A 16,538-nucleotide genomic window follows, 5' to 3' on the forward strand; every position below is an offset into this window, starting at 1 on the left:
TCATCTGTTTTGAGAACTTGATTACCATTAGTGCTTACATAACGGATAACAGCTTTTTGAGCATCCTTACGATAAGTGACTGTTTCAACACGGTCTTGGTCTTTAGCCTTCACTCCACTTACAGCTGGGATTTCTGATTTATCCGCTGTGTAACCTGCGATGGTTGGAGAGACCACTTTATCAAACGTATCATCATTGGTTGTCCAGTCTTGGAAGTCAATATGACCTGTTACCAAGTTGACATTGCTCCAACGTTTGAAATTCAGTGTTTCAACCACATCATCCTTAGCCTTGCTTCCATCTTCGTAAACATAATGGATGGTACGGCTAACACTTTCCTTGTTATCCAAGTTTTCAACTGTTCCTGGCCAACGTGGGCTATCTGGTTGTCCTGGATTGACTGGGGTGTTTGGTTGTGGAGTTGGGTTATCTGGGTTAACTGGTTCAACACGTTCTGAAAGGGTTACAGTGTAGACTTGGTCACGTGCTGTATCGTAGTCATAAACCTTCGCACCACCTGCTGTGAATTCATCGCTGACAAGCTTATAACCTTGTTTCTTGAATTCTGTGATTTGACTTGTTGTGCTGTAGGCAATGGCTTCACCTGACTTACCTGTCACTTCATCTGTTGTGAGAACGCGGTTACCGTTAGTGCTTACATAACGGATAACAGCTTTTTGAGCATCCTTACGATAAGTAACTGTTTCAACACGGTCTTGATCTTTAGCCTTCACTCCACTTACAGCTGGGATTTCTGATTTATCCGCTGTATAACCTGCGATAGTTGGAGAGACCACTTTATCAAACGTATCATCATTAGTTGTCCAGTCTTGGAAGTCGATATGACCTGTTACCAAGTTGACATTGCTCCAACGTTTGAAATTCAGTGTTTCAACCACATCATCCTTAGCCTTGCTTCCATCTTCGTAAACATAATGGATGGTACGGCTAACACTTTCCTTGTTATCCAAGTTTTCAACTGTTCCTGGCCAACGTGGGCTATCTGGTTGTCCTGGATTGACTGGTGTGTTTGGTTGTGGAGTTGGGTTATCTGGGTTAACCGGCTCAACACGTTCTGAAAGGGTTACAGTGTAGACTTGGTCACGTGCTGTATCGTAGTCATAAACCTTAGCACCACCTGCTGTGAATTCATCGCTGACAAGATTGTAACCTTGTTTCTTGAACTCTGTGATTTGACTTGTAGTGCTGTAGGCAATGGATTCACCTGACTTACCTGTCACTTCATCTGTTTTGAGAATATGATTGCCGTTAGTGCTTACATAACGGATAACAGCTTTTTGATTTTCTTTTTCAATGACTACATTAGAATCTTTACCAACAGCATCTAAATCATTATCGTCGTTTGGATCAATAGTTTTTGTTTCTGCATCATATCCACGAATAGATTGGTTGTCACTAATTTTCCAACCAACTGGTGCATTAGGAATTTCAGTTACATCTGCTCTTGTTGTATCATTAAAGTCGTTTTTATATTGTCGACGAATAGCTGCTTCTTTATTTTCTACTACTTCACCATTTGAATTGATGTAATGTCCATTTTTATCGACTAGATTGATATAACCTAAATCCTTATACCAAACGTTGATTTCTGTCTCAGGGGTAAAATCTGGATTAACTGTTAACTCATCCACACTCTTAGCATCTGCATAATGACCTGGATTGACTGGAGTCATAACTTTCTTGAAAGTATAGTCCAAATCTCCAATATCACGTTTCCGGCGACGTGAACGTGATTGTGCTGCATGGGCTTCAATAGCACTCTTTAATTGCAAGCGGGCTTCTTGGTCTAAGGGAATATTCCATCCGCCTTCTTTATTGGCCTTTGCATCTTCTACTCGGAGTCCTTTAACAGGTTTTAAGGCGCTTTTATCTTTTTCTACCTTAGAAGTTTGTTCAGTTACTTTTGATTCAGCATTTTTCGTTTCAACTGATTCAATTTTACTCACTACTTCAGCTTTATCAGCAACTTTAGTTGTCCCTCTAAGTTCCAAAGCGATAACTGCTGCTTGAAGATCAGACTCTGCTTGAGATAATTCTGACTCTGTCACATCTGCTTTATTTAATAATCCTTTAGCAGATTGGATACTATTTTGAAGGCGTTTTACACTATCTTCAGTATATAACTTAAGCTCCAATTTTTCTGCACGCGAAAGAGCCGTTAACAATTTTGACTTGTCAACAGCATCTTGATGACTTACTTCTTCTTTTTTATCTTTTGCTTCTTCAACTTTTTCTGCTGGTGCTTTAGCATCTTCAGATTTAGCTGGAGTTACTTCTACTGGGTTAGCAACAGTTGGAGCTGCATAAGTTGTTTCTTTTTTAGGTGTAGAAACTTCTGCTGTTTTAGTAGCTTCATCTACCTTATCAACAGAGACACTATTAGTTGCCTCAGGATGTTGTTCCTCCGCTTGTACTGCTTGCGCATTGGCAGCAGTTCCCAAGACTAAGGCTGTCCCGAGCAAGACACTAGCTGCACCAAAGTGATACTTACGAATAGAGTATCGTTGTTGCATGCTATACCAGTCAAATGATTTCTTATGTGAATGTTTCATTTTGAACTCCTAGATAATATTTTATAATTCCCACTCTACAACTATTTGATATATAAATCAATATTTTCTATACAATTAATATATTCTCTTTTTGTACCTAAAAGCCACTTATATTATTCTAATTTTTCTGACTAATTCAGACGCTTTTTCTACTCCGACATTTTTGTACACTTTAGACAATAATATGATATAATGAAAATAGGAGGAAAATACCTATATGAGAAACCTTTTATCCACGAAAGATCAGCGACAATTACGTTTAATGGAAACCTTGATTCAAAATCGTAATTGGATGAAATTGCATGAACTAGCCGAAAAATTAGAATGTACAGAACGAATCTTAAAAAGTGATTTAAATGAATTACGTATTGCCTTTCCATCTATTGACATCCAATCTTCTGTTAACGGAATCATGATAGATTTAGAAGTTAACACTAGTGTAGAAGATATTTATCAATATTTTCTTGCTAATTCTCAATCTTTTCAATTACTAGAGTATCTGTTTTTTAATGAGGGGCTACCTATTTATCGAACAATAGAAAATCTTCACTCTAGTAATGCCAACCTCTATCGATTGGGCAGAAATATTACAAAGGTTCTTTCATCTCAGTTTCAAATTGAATTATCTTTTACTCCATCCGAGATACGTGGAAATGAGATCGATATTCGTTACTTTTTCGCCCAATACTTTTCTGAGCGCTATTATTTCCTAGACTGGCCTTTTCCTGACCTTCCTGAAGAAGATTTAACAGAGTTTGCTGATTTCTTCTATAAAGTCACAAATTACCCGATGCGATTTTCAATTTATAGAATGTACAAATTGATGATAGCTATCAGTATTTACCGCATTAAAAACGGTCATTTCATCGACTTACCAAATCATTTCTACGATGAATACTACCCTCTTTTGATGAGTATTCCAAACTTTGAGGAGATACTTGTCCATTTCTCTGAAAAACTGGGACTTGAAATCACTCCAGATATCATTGCACAAATTTTTATTTCCTTTATTCAAAGTAACATTTTCTTAGATCCTCAAGAATTCTTCAACTCTTTAGAAAAGAACAGTGAAGCAAAATTCTCTTACCAATTACTTAGTCAAATATTAGAACGCCTATCAAAACAATATAAGATTACTTTTACCAACCACGATGAGCTGATTTGGCATTTACATAACACTGCTTTCTTTGAAAGACAGGAAATCTTTTCTACCCCAATCTTATTTGAACAAAAAGCATTGACGATTAAAAAATTTGAAGTTTACTTCCCAGACTTTATGGGAAGTGCACGTCAAGAACTGGCCCAATATCGTCAGGCAATTGGACAGCATGACCATCCTGAACAGTTAGAACACTTGATGTACACCATCTTAACCCATACTGAAAACCTCTCTACTCAGTTGTTAGAAAATCGACCACCTATCAAGGTTTTGATTATCAGTAACTTTGACCACGCCCTATCACTTACTTTAAAGGATATGCTTACATACTATTGTAACAATCGATTCACCTTTGATACTTGGGATGAATTGGAAACAAGTCCTGAGATTTTAAATCAGACAGACTACGATATCATTGTGTCTAATTTCTATATTCCAGGAATTACCAAGAAGTTTATTTGCCGAAACCATCTGTCTATCATGAGTTTGGTTAATCATCTTAACTGTTTATCAAATGAGATTCATATATCCAATACTTTATAAGCTAAAAAAAAGGCAGCATGATCGTGCTGACTTTTTCTTTTGTCTATTTTCTATACTTCCTTTACAAAAACCAATTCCTGTGGCTGGGACAGGTCTTCTCGGTAGTTAAATCCTGCAAAGCTTAAGCGACGAGCTTCTTCCACCGTTTGTACTTGATTTTCTATCAGGGCTGTCAGGAAGGCACCACGCGCTTTCTTGGAGATAGTTGAGTGAATCTTCAGCTGACCTCCCTTGTCCTCCATGAATTTGAAGGTCACCATTTTTTCTCTGATTTCCTTAGAAAATACAGTCTCAAACTCCGACGACAAGAGAGAGAAAATCACTTCTTCCTTCTTCAGAACTTCATCATAGGCTGTCTTCCAATGGCTCTTCAAAGTCTTACCAGCGACTTTTAATTTCATCAAAAAGTCCAAACGGTGAGGTGGTATAGGTGACAAGGCTGGAACGACTCCGTATAAAGCCGAAGTAATAAAGACATGATTTTCAAGATAGGCTTGTTCTGCCTCGGTCAGTTTGTCTCGCTTAATGTGGCGGTACATAAGCCCATCAAAAAGTTTCAGAGCTGGATAGTATTGAGCAGTTTGCCTTTTCAAAGCTTGGATATGTTGAAATTCTTCCGCCGCCTTTTCAGCTGATACCTTGTAAAAACTCTCCAATTGACTAGCAGAATAGAGGGCCAAGACATCAAGCACGGCCTGACTTTCTGGTCTTAAAGGAGCGGCTTCAATACTTGGCAAGTCTGTGTTCATTTCTTTTGCTGTTGGGATTAAAATTTTCATATTAATAGTGTAGCATATTTTTTTGCCACTACCAAGAAATTCATCTGAAAAGAGACTGGGAAAAGTCTTAAACCTCAGAAAAAAACGCATAATATCAGGTGTTGAAAAATCTTGATACTATGCGTTTTATTGTGGAATAATTTACTTCATTTTTTCCTGAAATTGAGTTTTTGCCCAGCCTCTTCCCTTACTGCACTTTAAAGGTCTTGAGATAGTTGTCTTTTCCTACTTGACCTTCGAAGGTTTTACCATTTTCGAGGTAAGGGAGGTCATCTGATACTGAGGCCTTAACCTTGTAAATCTTGCCATCAACTTTAAAGAAGTAGACGGTGTCTCCCTTGATAACAGCTGATTTGAGATCTGCTACCACACCCTTGATACTTTCTGTGGTTTCATTATCAATTTCAAGATCGTTTTTATTGGCGTACTTGCTGAGTAGCTCTTCCACTGTCGTAGCTACGATAACATTTTGGTACTCGACTGCGTCTACCAGAGCGTACTCTTTGACCAAACCAGCATTGTCCTTCAAGCCCATGATGTAGAGAGGCTTGTCATTGAGGTTGATGAGGATTGGGAAGGTCGCCTTGTAGGATTTCTCCTGAACAGCACCTTCTGCTGATTCACGGGCTGATTCTTCTGTCGCAGAAGCCAAGCTATACTTAGTGATTTCTCCTGTTCGTATATTTTCAAGAATGAAACCAAGATTACTTTCATCCGCATTAGCCGACGTCACACCTGTGTAGAGGTAGATGTCATTCCCGATAGACAGGTAATTATAGCCCTTGGTAGTCTGGGTCACGTTTTTCTTGGAAATCATAGCATTCCAGAAACCGTCCTTGTACTTGCCGTTATAGTTGATTTGCTCGATGGTTTCCTCAGCTGGATAAACACGGTCCACCCATTCTGGAACATCTGCCAAGCTGTATTCCTTGGTTTCTCCATTTGTGGCATCCAAGATAATGACTGAAACAGGACGGGGAACCGCAAGTCCAAATTGCTTTTGGTAAACCGTTGCTACATAGAAAGGATTTCCCTCATCGTCCACCTCAAAAGATGGAGTCTTGAAGATTTTAGTTGGGTACTTCAAGCGCAGGTGGCGTTTGACATCACGGTTAAAATACTCCGAGTCAGAATACTTGATTGGTGTCTTCAAGTCCACCAAGTTGGCATTTCCAGTTACCATGTCCACCTTGATATACTCGCCGATTCCCTTGGCCTGATTGTTAAACCATTTGATAGGATCTGCGTATTCTAGTGGCGTAACTCGATAAGGTTTCCCATCAATCGTCAATTGGGTATAGGTGTCTGCCGCTACGTACTGCGACACCTTATCCGTTAGGGAACCCAAGTAACGGTCACCAATTTTTTCAGCGGTACTTCTATCTAAGATAGGAACCTTACTGGTGTCAGTCTTAGGAAATTCAGTAAAGTCTTTTTCCGTAACTGTGACTACATTAGCATAATTTTTAGCCTGAAAAATGCTTGAAGTCACCAAGGAAACTAAACCAGCCAAGAGAAGAATTCCTCCAATAGAAGCAAAAAGAACTTTCCCTAACCGATTGATTTTGAAGCCCTCAAAATTTAAAGCAGCTTCCGCCTTGCCGTGGCGCACATGAACTGTTTTGACAAGGTTTATCCCCTTGCCAAAGCCAAATAAGACTGCCACAAGTAGTAAATGCCCACAGAGGAAAAAAAGAAATTCCCAGCTGGTCAGGTTAAGAGGCGGTAAAAAGATATACCAGGTCGTTGCGATAAAAATAAGTTCAAAGACTATTCGTTTCATTTGCTTTCCTCCTAAATGATTCGTCCTTCCAAGTGATCCAGTTCATGCTGGCAAATCTGGGCTGGGAAGCCTATCAAGGTGATGGTCTGTTCCTGCCACTTGTTGTCACGATAAGACACTGTTATAGTTTTATAACGGGTTGTCGGTCTCACACCTGTCAAGGACAAACAGCCTTCCTCTGTCTCATAAAGTCCTTCAGAGGACAGGAGCACTGGGTTAAACATGACCACAGGAACCAAGCCCAGATTAAAGATAATCACGCGCTTCTGCACCCCAATCATATTGGCAGCCAGACCAACACAGGTCTCACGATTCGCTAAGAGTGTATCCTGCAAATCTCTGGCAAGATAAAGGTCTTCCTGACTTGCTGACTGAGACACCTGAGATAAAAACAAAATATCCTTCACAATTTTCTTTTCCACTTTCTCACACTCCTCTTACTTTTTACTATATTATAGCACAAAAGACGGCAACTGTAAGCCCTTTCCCTTAACTGTAGCAAAAAGCCATCCGAAGATGACTTTCTTTTTAAATCGCATTCTTGTCAAAACCGAGTTTACGTTGGATGAACTTAACGATTTCGACGATGATAATCATTGAGAAGCTTCCAGCCATAACAATTCCCCATTGTGACAAGTCTAGTTTGGTTACGTGGAAGATTCCTTCAAGCGGTTCTACGACGATTGTTGCCATAAGAAGGATGAAGGATACCAAGATAGACCAGTTGAAGGTCTTAGACTTGAATGGGCCAACTGTCAAGATGGACTGGTAAACAGATTTAACATTGTAGGCATGGAAGAGCTGAATCAAACCAAGGGTTGCAAAGGCCATAGTAAGGGCATCTGCATGAATAGCATGATTGTCACCCACATGAACTGGGTAAGCAATCGCAAGGCCATAAACACTCATAACAAGGGTTGCTTGGAGTACACCTTGATAGATGATAGAACTGAAAACACCACCTGAGAAGAAGCTTGCCTTGCGTCCACGCGGTTTATGATTCATGACACCTGGCTCAGCAGGCTCAACACCTAGTGCAATTGCTGGGAAGGTATCCGTTACCAAGTTAATCCACAAAAGATGAACTGGCTGCAAGACGTCCCAACCAAAGAGGGTTGATAGGAAGATGGTTAATACTTCAGCAGTATTGGCAGAAAGTAGGTACTGAATAGTCTTTTGAATATTTGAGAAGACCTTACGTCCTTCTTCCACTGCGACGATGATAGTCGCAAAGTTATCATCTGCAAGAATCATGTCAGAAGCCCCCTTAGAAACCTCTGTACCAGTGATTCCCATACCGATACCGATATCGGCTGTTTTCAGAGCTGGAGCATCATTAACACCGTCACCTGTCATGGCAACGACTTTACCTTGTTTTTGCCAGGCCTTAACGATACGAACCTTATGTTCTGGAGATACACGTGCATAAACAGAGTATTGACCAACAACTTTTTCAAATTCTTCATCAGATAGTTCGTTGAGTTCAGCACCAGTTAAAACGTGGCCTTCTGTATCGCTTGCATCAATGATTCCCAAACGTTTGGCAATGGCTTCTGCAGTGTCTTGATGGTCACCCGTAATCATGATTGGACGGATTCCAGCTTCCTTAGCTACACGAACAGCCTCAGCGGCTTCAGGACGTTCCGGGTCAATCATTCCAATCAAACCAGTAAAGATTAAATCATTTTCAAGCTCTTCAGAAGTGAGGTTTTCTGGAATGCTATCGATAATCTTATAAGCACCTGCAAGGACACGCAAGGCTTGGTGAGCCATTTCAGAGTTGTTTGTATGGATGAGGTTTGTAACCTTCTCATCAATCGGAGCAATATCCCCAGCTTTGTCACGAAGAACACAACGTTTCAAAAGTTGGTCTGGCGCACCCTTGACCGCTACAAGGAATTTACCGTCTGGCAATGGATGAACCGTTGACATGAGCTTACGGTCAGAGTCAAATGGCAACTCAGCCACACGAGGATATTTGTCTAAAAATCCTTTAACATCATATCCCTTGTCCAAAGCATATTGGATAAAGGCTGTTTCGGTTGGGTCACCGATCAGATTACCTTCCACATCGATTTTCGTATCATTGGCCAAAACAACTGAACGAAGAAGGGGCATTTCAAGACCCAGCTCAATGTCATCAGCTGAGTCATGTAGGACTGCATCATAGAAGACTTTTTCGACTGTCATCTTGTTCATAGTCAACGTACCAGTCTTATCAGAAGCGATGATTTCAGTTGAACCAAGTGTCTCAACAGCTGGTAACTTCCGAACGATAGAGTTACGTTTTGCCAAAACTTGAGTACCAAGGGCAAGAACGATAGTTACGATAGCTGGGAGTCCTTCTGGAATGGCTGCAACGGCAAGCGCAACAGAGGTCATCAACTCACCAAGTGGATTTTTCCCTTGAATGAAGACACCCACTACAAAAGTAACAAGGGCAATAACCAAGATAGCATAGGTCAAGACCTTAGAAAGGTTGTTCAAGTTTTGTTTAAGTGGTGTATCTGTCTCATCCGCATCTTGAAGCATACCAGCGATATGACCAACTTCAGTGTACATCCCTGTATTGACAACAACACCAAGACCACGACCATAAGTAACGTTAGAGTTTTGGAAGGCCATGTTGACACGATCACCGATACCAGCATCTGTAGCAAGTTCAACTGTCAAGTCTTTTTCGACTGGTACAGACTCACCTGTCAGGGCTGCTTCTTCGATTTTAAGAGAGTTGGCTTCTAGTAAACGTAGGTCTGCTGGCACCACGTCACCTGCTTCAAGAGAAACGATATCTCCAGGGACCAATTCTTTAGAGTCAATCTCCGCCATATGCCCATCACGAAGGACACGTGCAGCTGGACTTGACATGGATTTGAGGGCTTCGATAGCTTCTTCTGCTTTTCCTTCTTGATAAACACCGAAGGCAGCATTGATGATAACCACGGCTAGGATAATGATGGCATCTGCAATATCTTCTCCACCAGAAGTCACGACTGACAAGATAGCTGCCGCAACTAGGATGATAATCATCAAATCCTTAAACTGTTCGATGAATTTGACCAGGATTGATCGTTTCTCACCCTCTTCGAGTTCATTGTGGCCAAATTCGGCAAGGCGTTTTTCTGCCTCGCTTGATGACAAACCTTGCTCGGTCGCATCCACAGCCTGCAAGACCTCTTCAGGACTTTGAGTGTAAAACGCTTGGCGTTTTTGTTCTTTTGACATGTGTCTCCTCCTTGACATTGTGTGCTAAACAGACTCTCTTTTCCTCATCGTATCTTTTCACGACAAACAAAAAGAGACCTATTAATCATAACAAGTCTCGCTGTTTAAGATAGGGCCGGAAAACATACTTTTCAGTATAAAATTCGGAATGACGACACTATCACAGGTTTCTGCCAGCTACTCCCTTGAGTAGTACTATTATACCAAATTTTGAAAAATTTTCAAAGAGTAAAAAATGCCTTATTTGAATTTTCCCTTGAAAACCAGTATAATGGTAGAATGCTATATGACTAGAAAGGAAGTTGAATGAAGCAATCTATCTCAAATCTCAAATTAGCTGAGCGTGGGGCCATTATCAGTATTTCGACCTATTTGATCTTGTCTGCAGCGAAATTAGCGACTGGGCACCTCCTCCATTCATCCAGTTTGGTAGCCGATGGTTTTAACAACGTATCGGATATCATTGGAAATGTGGCCCTCTTGATTGGGATTAGGATGGCGCGCCAGCCTGCTGACCGAGATCACCGTTTTGGCCACTGGAAGATTGAGGATTTGGCTAGCTTAATCACTTCCATCATCATGTTCTATGTCGGTTTCGATGTACTTCGGGATACCATTCAAAAAATTCTCAGTCATGAAGAAACAGTCATTGATCCTCTTGGTGCCACTCTAGGAATCATTTCTGCAGCGATTATGTTTGTGGTTTATCTCTATAACACTCGCCTCAGTAAGAAATCCAAATCCAAGGCACTGAAGGCTGCCGCCCAGGACAATCTTTCTGATGCTGTCACCTCACTTGGTACTACCATTGCCATCCTGGCTAGCAGCTTTAATTATCCCATTGTGGATAAACTGGTTGCCATCGTCATCACTTTCTTTATCTTGAAAACTGCCTATGATATCTTTATCGAGTCTTCCTTTAGTCTTTCAGATGGTTTTGACGACCGTCTGCTTGAGGATTATCAAAAGGCCATCATGGAAATTCCCAAAATCAGCAAGGTTAAGTCTCAAAGAGGTCGTACCTACGGTAGCAATATCTACCTTGATATTACGCTGGAGATGAACCCTGATCTATCTGTTTTTGAAAGCCACGAGATTGCAGATCAGGTCGAGTCTATGCTGGAGGAACGTTTTGGCGTCTTTGATACCGATGTTCATATCGAGCCAGCACCTATCCCTGAGGATGAAATTTTAGACAATGTTTATAAAAAATTGCTCATGCGTGAACAATTGATTGACCAAGGAAACCAACTAGAAGAACTCTTGGCTGATGATTTTGTCTATATTCGCCAGGATGGAGAGCAGATGAATAAAGAGGCTTATAAGGCCGAAAAAGAATTGAATTCTGCTATCAAGGATATTCAAATCACTTCCATCAGTCAGAAGACCAAACTCATCTGCTATGAGATGGACGGAATCGTTCATACCAGTATCTGGCGTCGCCACGAAACCTGGCAAAATATCTTTCATCAAGAAACCAAAAAAGAATAGAGAAATCCTGTCATGAGACGGGATTTTTCTATTCTTCTAGCTATCAAATTCACTTAGATACTCATAGCGTTCGTATTTTTCAAGGAGTGCTTCGTTTTTCTCATCCAGTTCTTTTTGGAGAGTAGCCAACTTACCAAAGTCAGAGCCGTTGGCCTGCATTTCCTCTTCAATGACAGCGATACGATTTTCCAAGGCTTCAATATCGCTTTCAATACTTGCCCACTCCTGCTTTTCTTGGTAGGTCATGCGTTTCTTGTCTTCACGGACCTTGACCACTTTCTCCTTTTCGGCCTTTTGCACTTGATTGGCCAACTCTGTTTCAAAGGCTTTTTCATCAAGATAGTCGGTGTAATGACCAAAGAAAGGACGAATTTTACCATCCTCAAAAGCGAGAATCTTGGTCGCTACCTTATCTAAGAAATAACGGTCATGGCTAACTGTCAAAACTGGACCAGCAAAGCCTTGCAAGAAATTCTCCAAAACTGTAAGAGTAGCAATATCCAAGTCATTTGTCGGCTCGTCCAAGAGAAGAACATTTGGTTTTTCCAAGAGCAGTTTGAGGAGATAAAGACGTTTTTTCTCTCCCCCAGACAATTTCTCAATCAAGGTTCCATGCGTCGAACGTGGGAAAAGGAACTGCTCCAGCAACTCTGCAATCGAAGTCGTAGAACCACCGCTGGTCTTGACCTCTTCTGCCACTTCCTGCAAGTAATTGAACACTCGCTTGCTTTCATCCAAACCCTCAATTTGCTGAGAGAAATAGGCGATGCGAACAGTTTCCCCAATCACAACTTGTCCTGCTGTCGGCTCAAGAATGCCTGCAATCAAGTTAAGGAGAGTTGATTTCCCAACACCGTTGTCACCAACGATTCCGATACGGTCTTTGGCCTGAACTAAGAGATTAAAATCTTGCAAAATGGGCTTATTTGCATAGGCAAAAGAAACATCCTGAAACTCGATGACTTTCTTCCCAATCCGACTGGTTTCAAAGTTCATGGTCAAGTCTGTCTCAGCACTACTGCCTGAAACTTCCTTTTTCAAGTCATGGAAACGATTGATACGAGCCTGCTGCTTGGTCGCACGCGCCTGCGGTTGTCTGCGCATCCAGGCCAATTCTTGTTTGTAGAGTTGTTGTTTTTTGTGAAGAAGAGTCGCGTCACGCTCATCCTGTTCCGCCTTTAGGCGAACATAGTCCTGATAATTTCCCTGGTACTCGGTCAAGCCTGCGCGATCCAATTCGAAAATCCGAGTTGACAAAGCGTCTAGGAAATAACGGTCGTGGGTGATAAAAAGGACTGTTTTCTTGGAATTTTTTAAAAAGAGGGTCAGCCACTCAATAGTCGCAATGTCCAGATGGTTGGTCGGCTCATCCAAAAGCAAAAGGTCGTGATTACCAAGTAAGACTTGTGCCAACTGAACCCGTCTTCTCAGACCACCTGACAATTCCCCAACAGGAGTAGATAAGTCCTGAATCCCCAGCTTGCTGAGAACGGTCTTGACCTGACTCTCAATTTCCCAAGCTTGGAGAGAGTCCATTTCTGCCATGACACGTTCCAAACGTGCCTGCTTGTCCTCACTATAGTTGAGCATGATCAACTCATACTCACGAATGAGCTGAATTTCCTTGAGATCGCTGGATAGGACTGTATCCAAGACCGTCTTGCTATCATCAAAATCAGGGTCCTGAGTCAAGTAACCAATCTGGTAATCATTCTTAGCTGAAAAGGGACTGACATCCCCATCAAAGCCAGAAACACCAGAAAGAACATCTAAAAGGGTGGTCTTCCCCGTTCCATTGACACCAATCAGACCAATTCTGTCTAGGTCATGGATAATAAAGGAAATATCCTTAAAAACGGTCTTGTCACCGACGGATTTACTTAGTTTTTCAACGATAAAATCACTCATTTTTTCTCCTTCAGATAAGCATGAATGGCTTGACGGTCATTTTCCAATTCTCCATCGACAATGGCATACTCAATCTCTGTTAAAATCTCTCCCAAGTCTGGGCCCGGCTGATAGCCATATTCCTTGATCAAAATACCACCGTTGATTTGGATTTCTTTCTTATCATGAATGGTCAGACTCTGGTAAGTTTCTGTGATGGCTTGTGGGTTGACTTCTTTCCCTTGAGCCCGTCGAAGATTTTCAGCCTGTAAAAGTAAATCCAAGTCAAAGCGATAACAATCGCGCTTGCTCAATTCTCCCTTTTCACGCAAGGTCAAAATAGTCAGCAAATCCTGAACTTGCTTGGCAAACTGACGTGAGGTCTTCCAAGCCTTCAAAAAGGGCTGCGCATTTTCAATCTCCAAAGCCCACAGTAGAGCCGCCCAGGCTTGTTCAGATGATTCAAAAGTAAAATCAGTCTCCAAATCAAACAGTCTGTTGAGCTTATCCTTGCTAGATACCATATCAGGAAGGTAGTCATAAGCTTGACTCTCAATCATGGAAGCCAAGCCCCTTCTCCAAAAGGGAGCCAGCAAAAGTTTATCAAACTCAACGAAGGTACGCTCCACAGAAATTTTCTCCAAAAGTGGCGTCAAGGTCTTCATAGCTTTAAACGTTTTTGGCTCAAGTTCGAAGCCAAGACTGGCCTGAAAACGGAAACCACGCATAATACGCAAAGCATCTTCGTTGAAACGCTCACTTGCCACTCCAACCGCCCTCAAGACTTGATTTTCCAAATCGTCTAAACCATGGAATAAGTCAACGATTTCTCCTGTCTCATCCAAGGCAAAGGCATTGACTGTAAAATCACGGCGCTTGAGGTCTTCTTCTAGCGAGCGCACAAAGGAAACCGCACTAGGTCTACGATAGTCCACATAGACATCTTCTGTCCGAAAGGTGGTCACCTCATACTCCTCGTCCCCATCTAAGACCAAGACAGTTCCATGCTCGATTCCGATATCGGCTGTTCGCGGAAAAATCTGCTTTGTCTCTTCTGGATAAGAAGACGTCGCAATATCCACATCGTGGATGGGACGATTTAGAAGGGCATCTCGAACAGATCCCCCAACAAAATAGGCTTCAAATCCTGCTTCTTTAATTTTTTCTAATACTGGTAAAGCCTTCTGAAATTCAGAAGGCATTTGCGTTAATCTCATAATAAGTGTTCTAATCCATAGACAAGCTCATGACGCTTGACAACTTCTTTAATTCCCAAATTCACCCCTGTCATGAAGGAGCTGCGATCATAGGAGTCATGACGGAGGGTCAATCCTTCTCCTTGGTTACCAAAGATGACTTCCTGATGGGCTACCAAACCTGGCAAACGCACTGAATGGATCCGCATGCCATCAAAGTTAGCACCACGAGCTCCTGCAATCAATTCTTCCTCATCAGGCGCACCTTGCTGGATAGACTCTCGAACTTCTGCCATTAACTCAGCTGTTTTAATAGCTGTTCCACTCGGAGCATCCTTTTTCTTGTCATGATGGAGCTCGATAATCTCCACATTTGGGAAATATTTAGCAGCCTGCCTTGCAAATTGCATGAGTAAAACAGCACCCAAGGCAAAATTTGGAGCGATCAAACCACCCAAATTTTGTTCACGAGAAAATGCTTTCAGCTCTGCAATTTCTTCACTCGTGAAACCAGTTGTTCCAACAACTGGAGCAAAGCCATTCTCAAGAGCAAAGCGTGTATTTTCATAGGCAACAGCTGGTGTAGTAAAGTCTACCCAGACATCCGCTTCAAAACCAACCAAATCAGCCTTATCCTTGAAAACAGGAATTCCCTGCCATTCTGACTCAGACTCAAAAGGATCCAAAACTGCTACCAAGTCCAAGTCTGGATCAGCCAAGACCATCTGACAAGCAGCCTGACCCATCTTTCCCTTAAAACCAGCAATAATTACTCGAATACTCATCTCTACTCCTGACTAAGATACGAAGGACGTTAGCTGCCCTTGAAAAATAGGGAATGACGCTGACTTTCCATGAAAGGCAAGACAGGTATCTTTTTTTATGAGGCAGGTAGTCCGTGTTCAATTTCTAAGATACAAAGCCTGTAAGAACACAAAGTGAAAATAAGAGGTCTGATCAATGAGTAGATACTCCTTGGAAGAACTATCTTTTTCACACAAGGTTTCAGGCGTGTTCATTTGTTAACTTCTTAACTAAGCTAAAAGTCCCAACTAAATCACTGGAATATAGCCTAGAGCAATGCTTCCTGCTCCTAGGTGTGTGCCAATGACACTACCAAATGTAGCAAGTGAAACATCCGTACCTACTCCAGATTCAAGTAAGTGCTGACGCAATTCCTCAGCCTTTTCAGGGGCATTTCCGTGAATAACAATGATACGGTATTGGCCTGAAGCTGTGGCTTCCTTGATAATTTCAATTAAGCGCTTGGTTGCTTTCTTTTCAGTACGAACTTTTTCGTATACTTCAATTACACCTTGGTCATTGAAATAGAGGATTGGCTTAATGCTTAGCAGATTGCCCAAAATCGCAGCTCCATTTGAAAGGCGTCCACCTTTAACCAAGTGGTCCAAATCATCCACCATGATGAAAGCAGATGTATGACTAATCTGAATAGCTAGCTTATCCTGAATAATGGCAAAGTCATCACCCTGGTCTCGCCAGTTAAAGACACTTTCAACCATGATACCCAGAGGAGCACTTGTAATCAAAGTGTCTGGGAAGGCAATGGTTAAGCCCTCATAATCATCGACCATGTACTGGATATTTTGGTAAAAACCTGAAATTCCAGAAGATAGGAAAAGCCCCAAAGCATGTGTATAACCTTGTTCTTTGAGCGAAATTAGAATCTCATCTAACTTGGCAATACTTGGTTGACTGGTCTTAGGCAATTCAGAAGCCTGAGCCATTTTTTGGTAAAATTCCTCAGCAGTCAGATTAATACCCTCGACATACTCCTCACCATCAATATTGACAGGAATATCCAAGACATATAAATCTTCTCTTTGCAGGGTCTCTGCACTGAGATAGGCAGAGGAATCTGTGATAACAGCTAATTTCATA

The 16,538-nt window shown here is 41.5% G+C and carries 11 protein-coding genes; 2 read left to right on the forward strand and 9 right to left on the reverse strand.

All coding sequences use genetic code 11. From position 1 onward, the window contains the following. Positions 1–2,573: mucin-binding protein (locus OCF95_RS09500; RefSeq protein ID WP_261105301.1), on the reverse strand; the 2,573-nt coding region annotated here is incomplete at its 3' end. A 217-nt stretch (positions 2,574–2,790) separates the two neighbouring features. Here OCF95_RS09500 and pclR point away from each other — a divergent pair. Next, on the forward strand, positions 2,791–4,275 hold the full coding sequence (gene pclR, locus OCF95_RS09505) for a virulence transcriptional activator PclR (RefSeq protein ID WP_261105302.1): 1,485 nt from the start codon (positions 2,791–2,793) through the stop codon (positions 4,273–4,275). A 50-nt stretch (positions 4,276–4,325) separates the two neighbouring features. On the opposite strand, the gene yaaA is transcribed toward pclR, so the two are convergent. From yaaA to OCF95_RS09525, 4 genes are all read right to left on the reverse strand, one after another. Further along, entirely contained in the window at positions 4,326–5,054 is a 729-nt protein-coding gene (yaaA, locus tag OCF95_RS09510) for a peroxide stress protein YaaA (RefSeq protein WP_261105303.1), read from the reverse strand. Between the two features lie 187 nt (positions 5,055–5,241). Then, complete coding sequence (locus tag OCF95_RS09515; RefSeq protein ID WP_261105304.1) at positions 5,242–6,837, reverse strand: hypothetical protein; 1,596 nt, start codon at positions 6,835–6,837, stop codon at positions 5,242–5,244. A gap of 11 nt (positions 6,838–6,848) precedes the next feature. Beyond that, positions 6,849–7,259 (reverse strand): peptide deformylase, encoded by a 411-nt coding sequence (locus tag OCF95_RS09520; RefSeq protein WP_261105305.1) that lies wholly within the window; start codon positions 7,257–7,259, stop codon positions 6,849–6,851. A gap of 106 nt (positions 7,260–7,365) precedes the next feature. Continuing rightward, positions 7,366–10,062: a cation-translocating P-type ATPase gene (locus OCF95_RS09525; RefSeq protein ID WP_261105307.1), complete on the reverse strand. Its 2,697-nt coding sequence runs from the start codon at positions 10,060–10,062 to the stop codon at positions 7,366–7,368. Positions 10,063–10,368: 306 nt separating this feature from the next. Here OCF95_RS09525 and mntE point away from each other — a divergent pair, with 306 nt between their 5' ends. Next, positions 10,369–11,553, forward strand: a complete 1,185-nt coding sequence (mntE, locus tag OCF95_RS09530; RefSeq protein ID WP_261105308.1) for a CDF family manganese efflux transporter MntE — start codon at positions 10,369–10,371, stop codon at positions 11,551–11,553. A 36-nt stretch (positions 11,554–11,589) separates the two neighbouring features. Here the strand turns inward: mntE and OCF95_RS09535 are convergent, their stop codons facing one another. The 4 genes from OCF95_RS09535 to OCF95_RS09550 all read right to left on the reverse strand — a co-directional run bounded on the left by OCF95_RS09535 (position 11,590) and on the right by OCF95_RS09550 (position 16,537). After that, on the reverse strand, positions 11,590–13,461 hold the full coding sequence (locus OCF95_RS09535) for an ABC-F family ATP-binding cassette domain-containing protein (protein ID WP_261105309.1): 1,872 nt from the start codon (positions 13,459–13,461) through the stop codon (positions 11,590–11,592). Next, entirely contained in the window at positions 13,458–14,657 is a 1,200-nt protein-coding gene (locus tag OCF95_RS09540; RefSeq protein ID WP_315899060.1) for a CCA tRNA nucleotidyltransferase, read from the reverse strand. The genes OCF95_RS09535 and OCF95_RS09540 overlap by 4 nt, the downstream gene beginning before the upstream one ends. After that, the gene (gene dapB / locus OCF95_RS09545; RefSeq protein WP_261105310.1) at positions 14,654–15,421 is read right to left on the reverse strand and encodes a 4-hydroxy-tetrahydrodipicolinate reductase; all 768 of its coding nucleotides are present in this window, start codon (positions 15,419–15,421) and stop codon (positions 14,654–14,656) included. Before dapB ends, OCF95_RS09540 begins: the two co-directional genes overlap by 4 nt. Before the next feature lie 267 nt (positions 15,422–15,688). Then, complete coding sequence (locus tag OCF95_RS09550) at positions 15,689–16,537, reverse strand: DegV family protein (protein ID WP_261105311.1); 849 nt, start codon at positions 16,535–16,537, stop codon at positions 15,689–15,691. Position 16,538: the final 1 nt, after the last annotated feature.

This window comes from Streptococcus mitis, assembly GCF_946188615.1.
Lineage (GTDB): Bacteria > Bacillota > Bacilli > Lactobacillales > Streptococcaceae > Streptococcus > Streptococcus mitis_BZ.

Bases quoted from the DNA above. Each gene is read 5' to 3' on its own strand.
- dapB (WP_261105310.1), bottom strand. From the start codon at position 15,421: ATGAGTATTCGAGTAATTATTGCTGGTTTTAAGGGAAAGATGGGTCAG.
- OCF95_RS09525 (WP_261105307.1), bottom strand. From the start codon at position 10,062: ATGTCAAAAGAACAAAAACGCCAAGCGTTTTACACTCAAAGTCCTGAA.
- OCF95_RS09515 (WP_261105304.1), bottom strand. From the start codon at position 6,837: ATGAAACGAATAGTCTTTGAACTTATTTTTATCGCAACGACCTGGTAT.
- OCF95_RS09540 (WP_315899060.1), bottom strand. From the start codon at position 14,657: ATGAGATTAACGCAAATGCCTTCTGAATTTCAGAAGGCTTTACCAGTA.
- pclR (WP_261105302.1), top strand. From the start codon at position 2,791: ATGAGAAACCTTTTATCCACGAAAGATCAGCGACAATTACGTTTAATG.
- mntE (WP_261105308.1), top strand. From the start codon at position 10,369: ATGAAGCAATCTATCTCAAATCTCAAATTAGCTGAGCGTGGGGCCATT.
- OCF95_RS09550 (WP_261105311.1), bottom strand. From the start codon at position 16,537: ATGAAATTAGCTGTTATCACAGATTCCTCTGCCTATCTCAGTGCAGAG.
- yaaA (WP_261105303.1), bottom strand. From the start codon at position 5,054: ATGAAAATTTTAATCCCAACAGCAAAAGAAATGAACACAGACTTGCCA.
- OCF95_RS09535 (WP_261105309.1), bottom strand. From the start codon at position 13,461: ATGAGTGATTTTATCGTTGAAAAACTAAGTAAATCCGTCGGTGACAAG.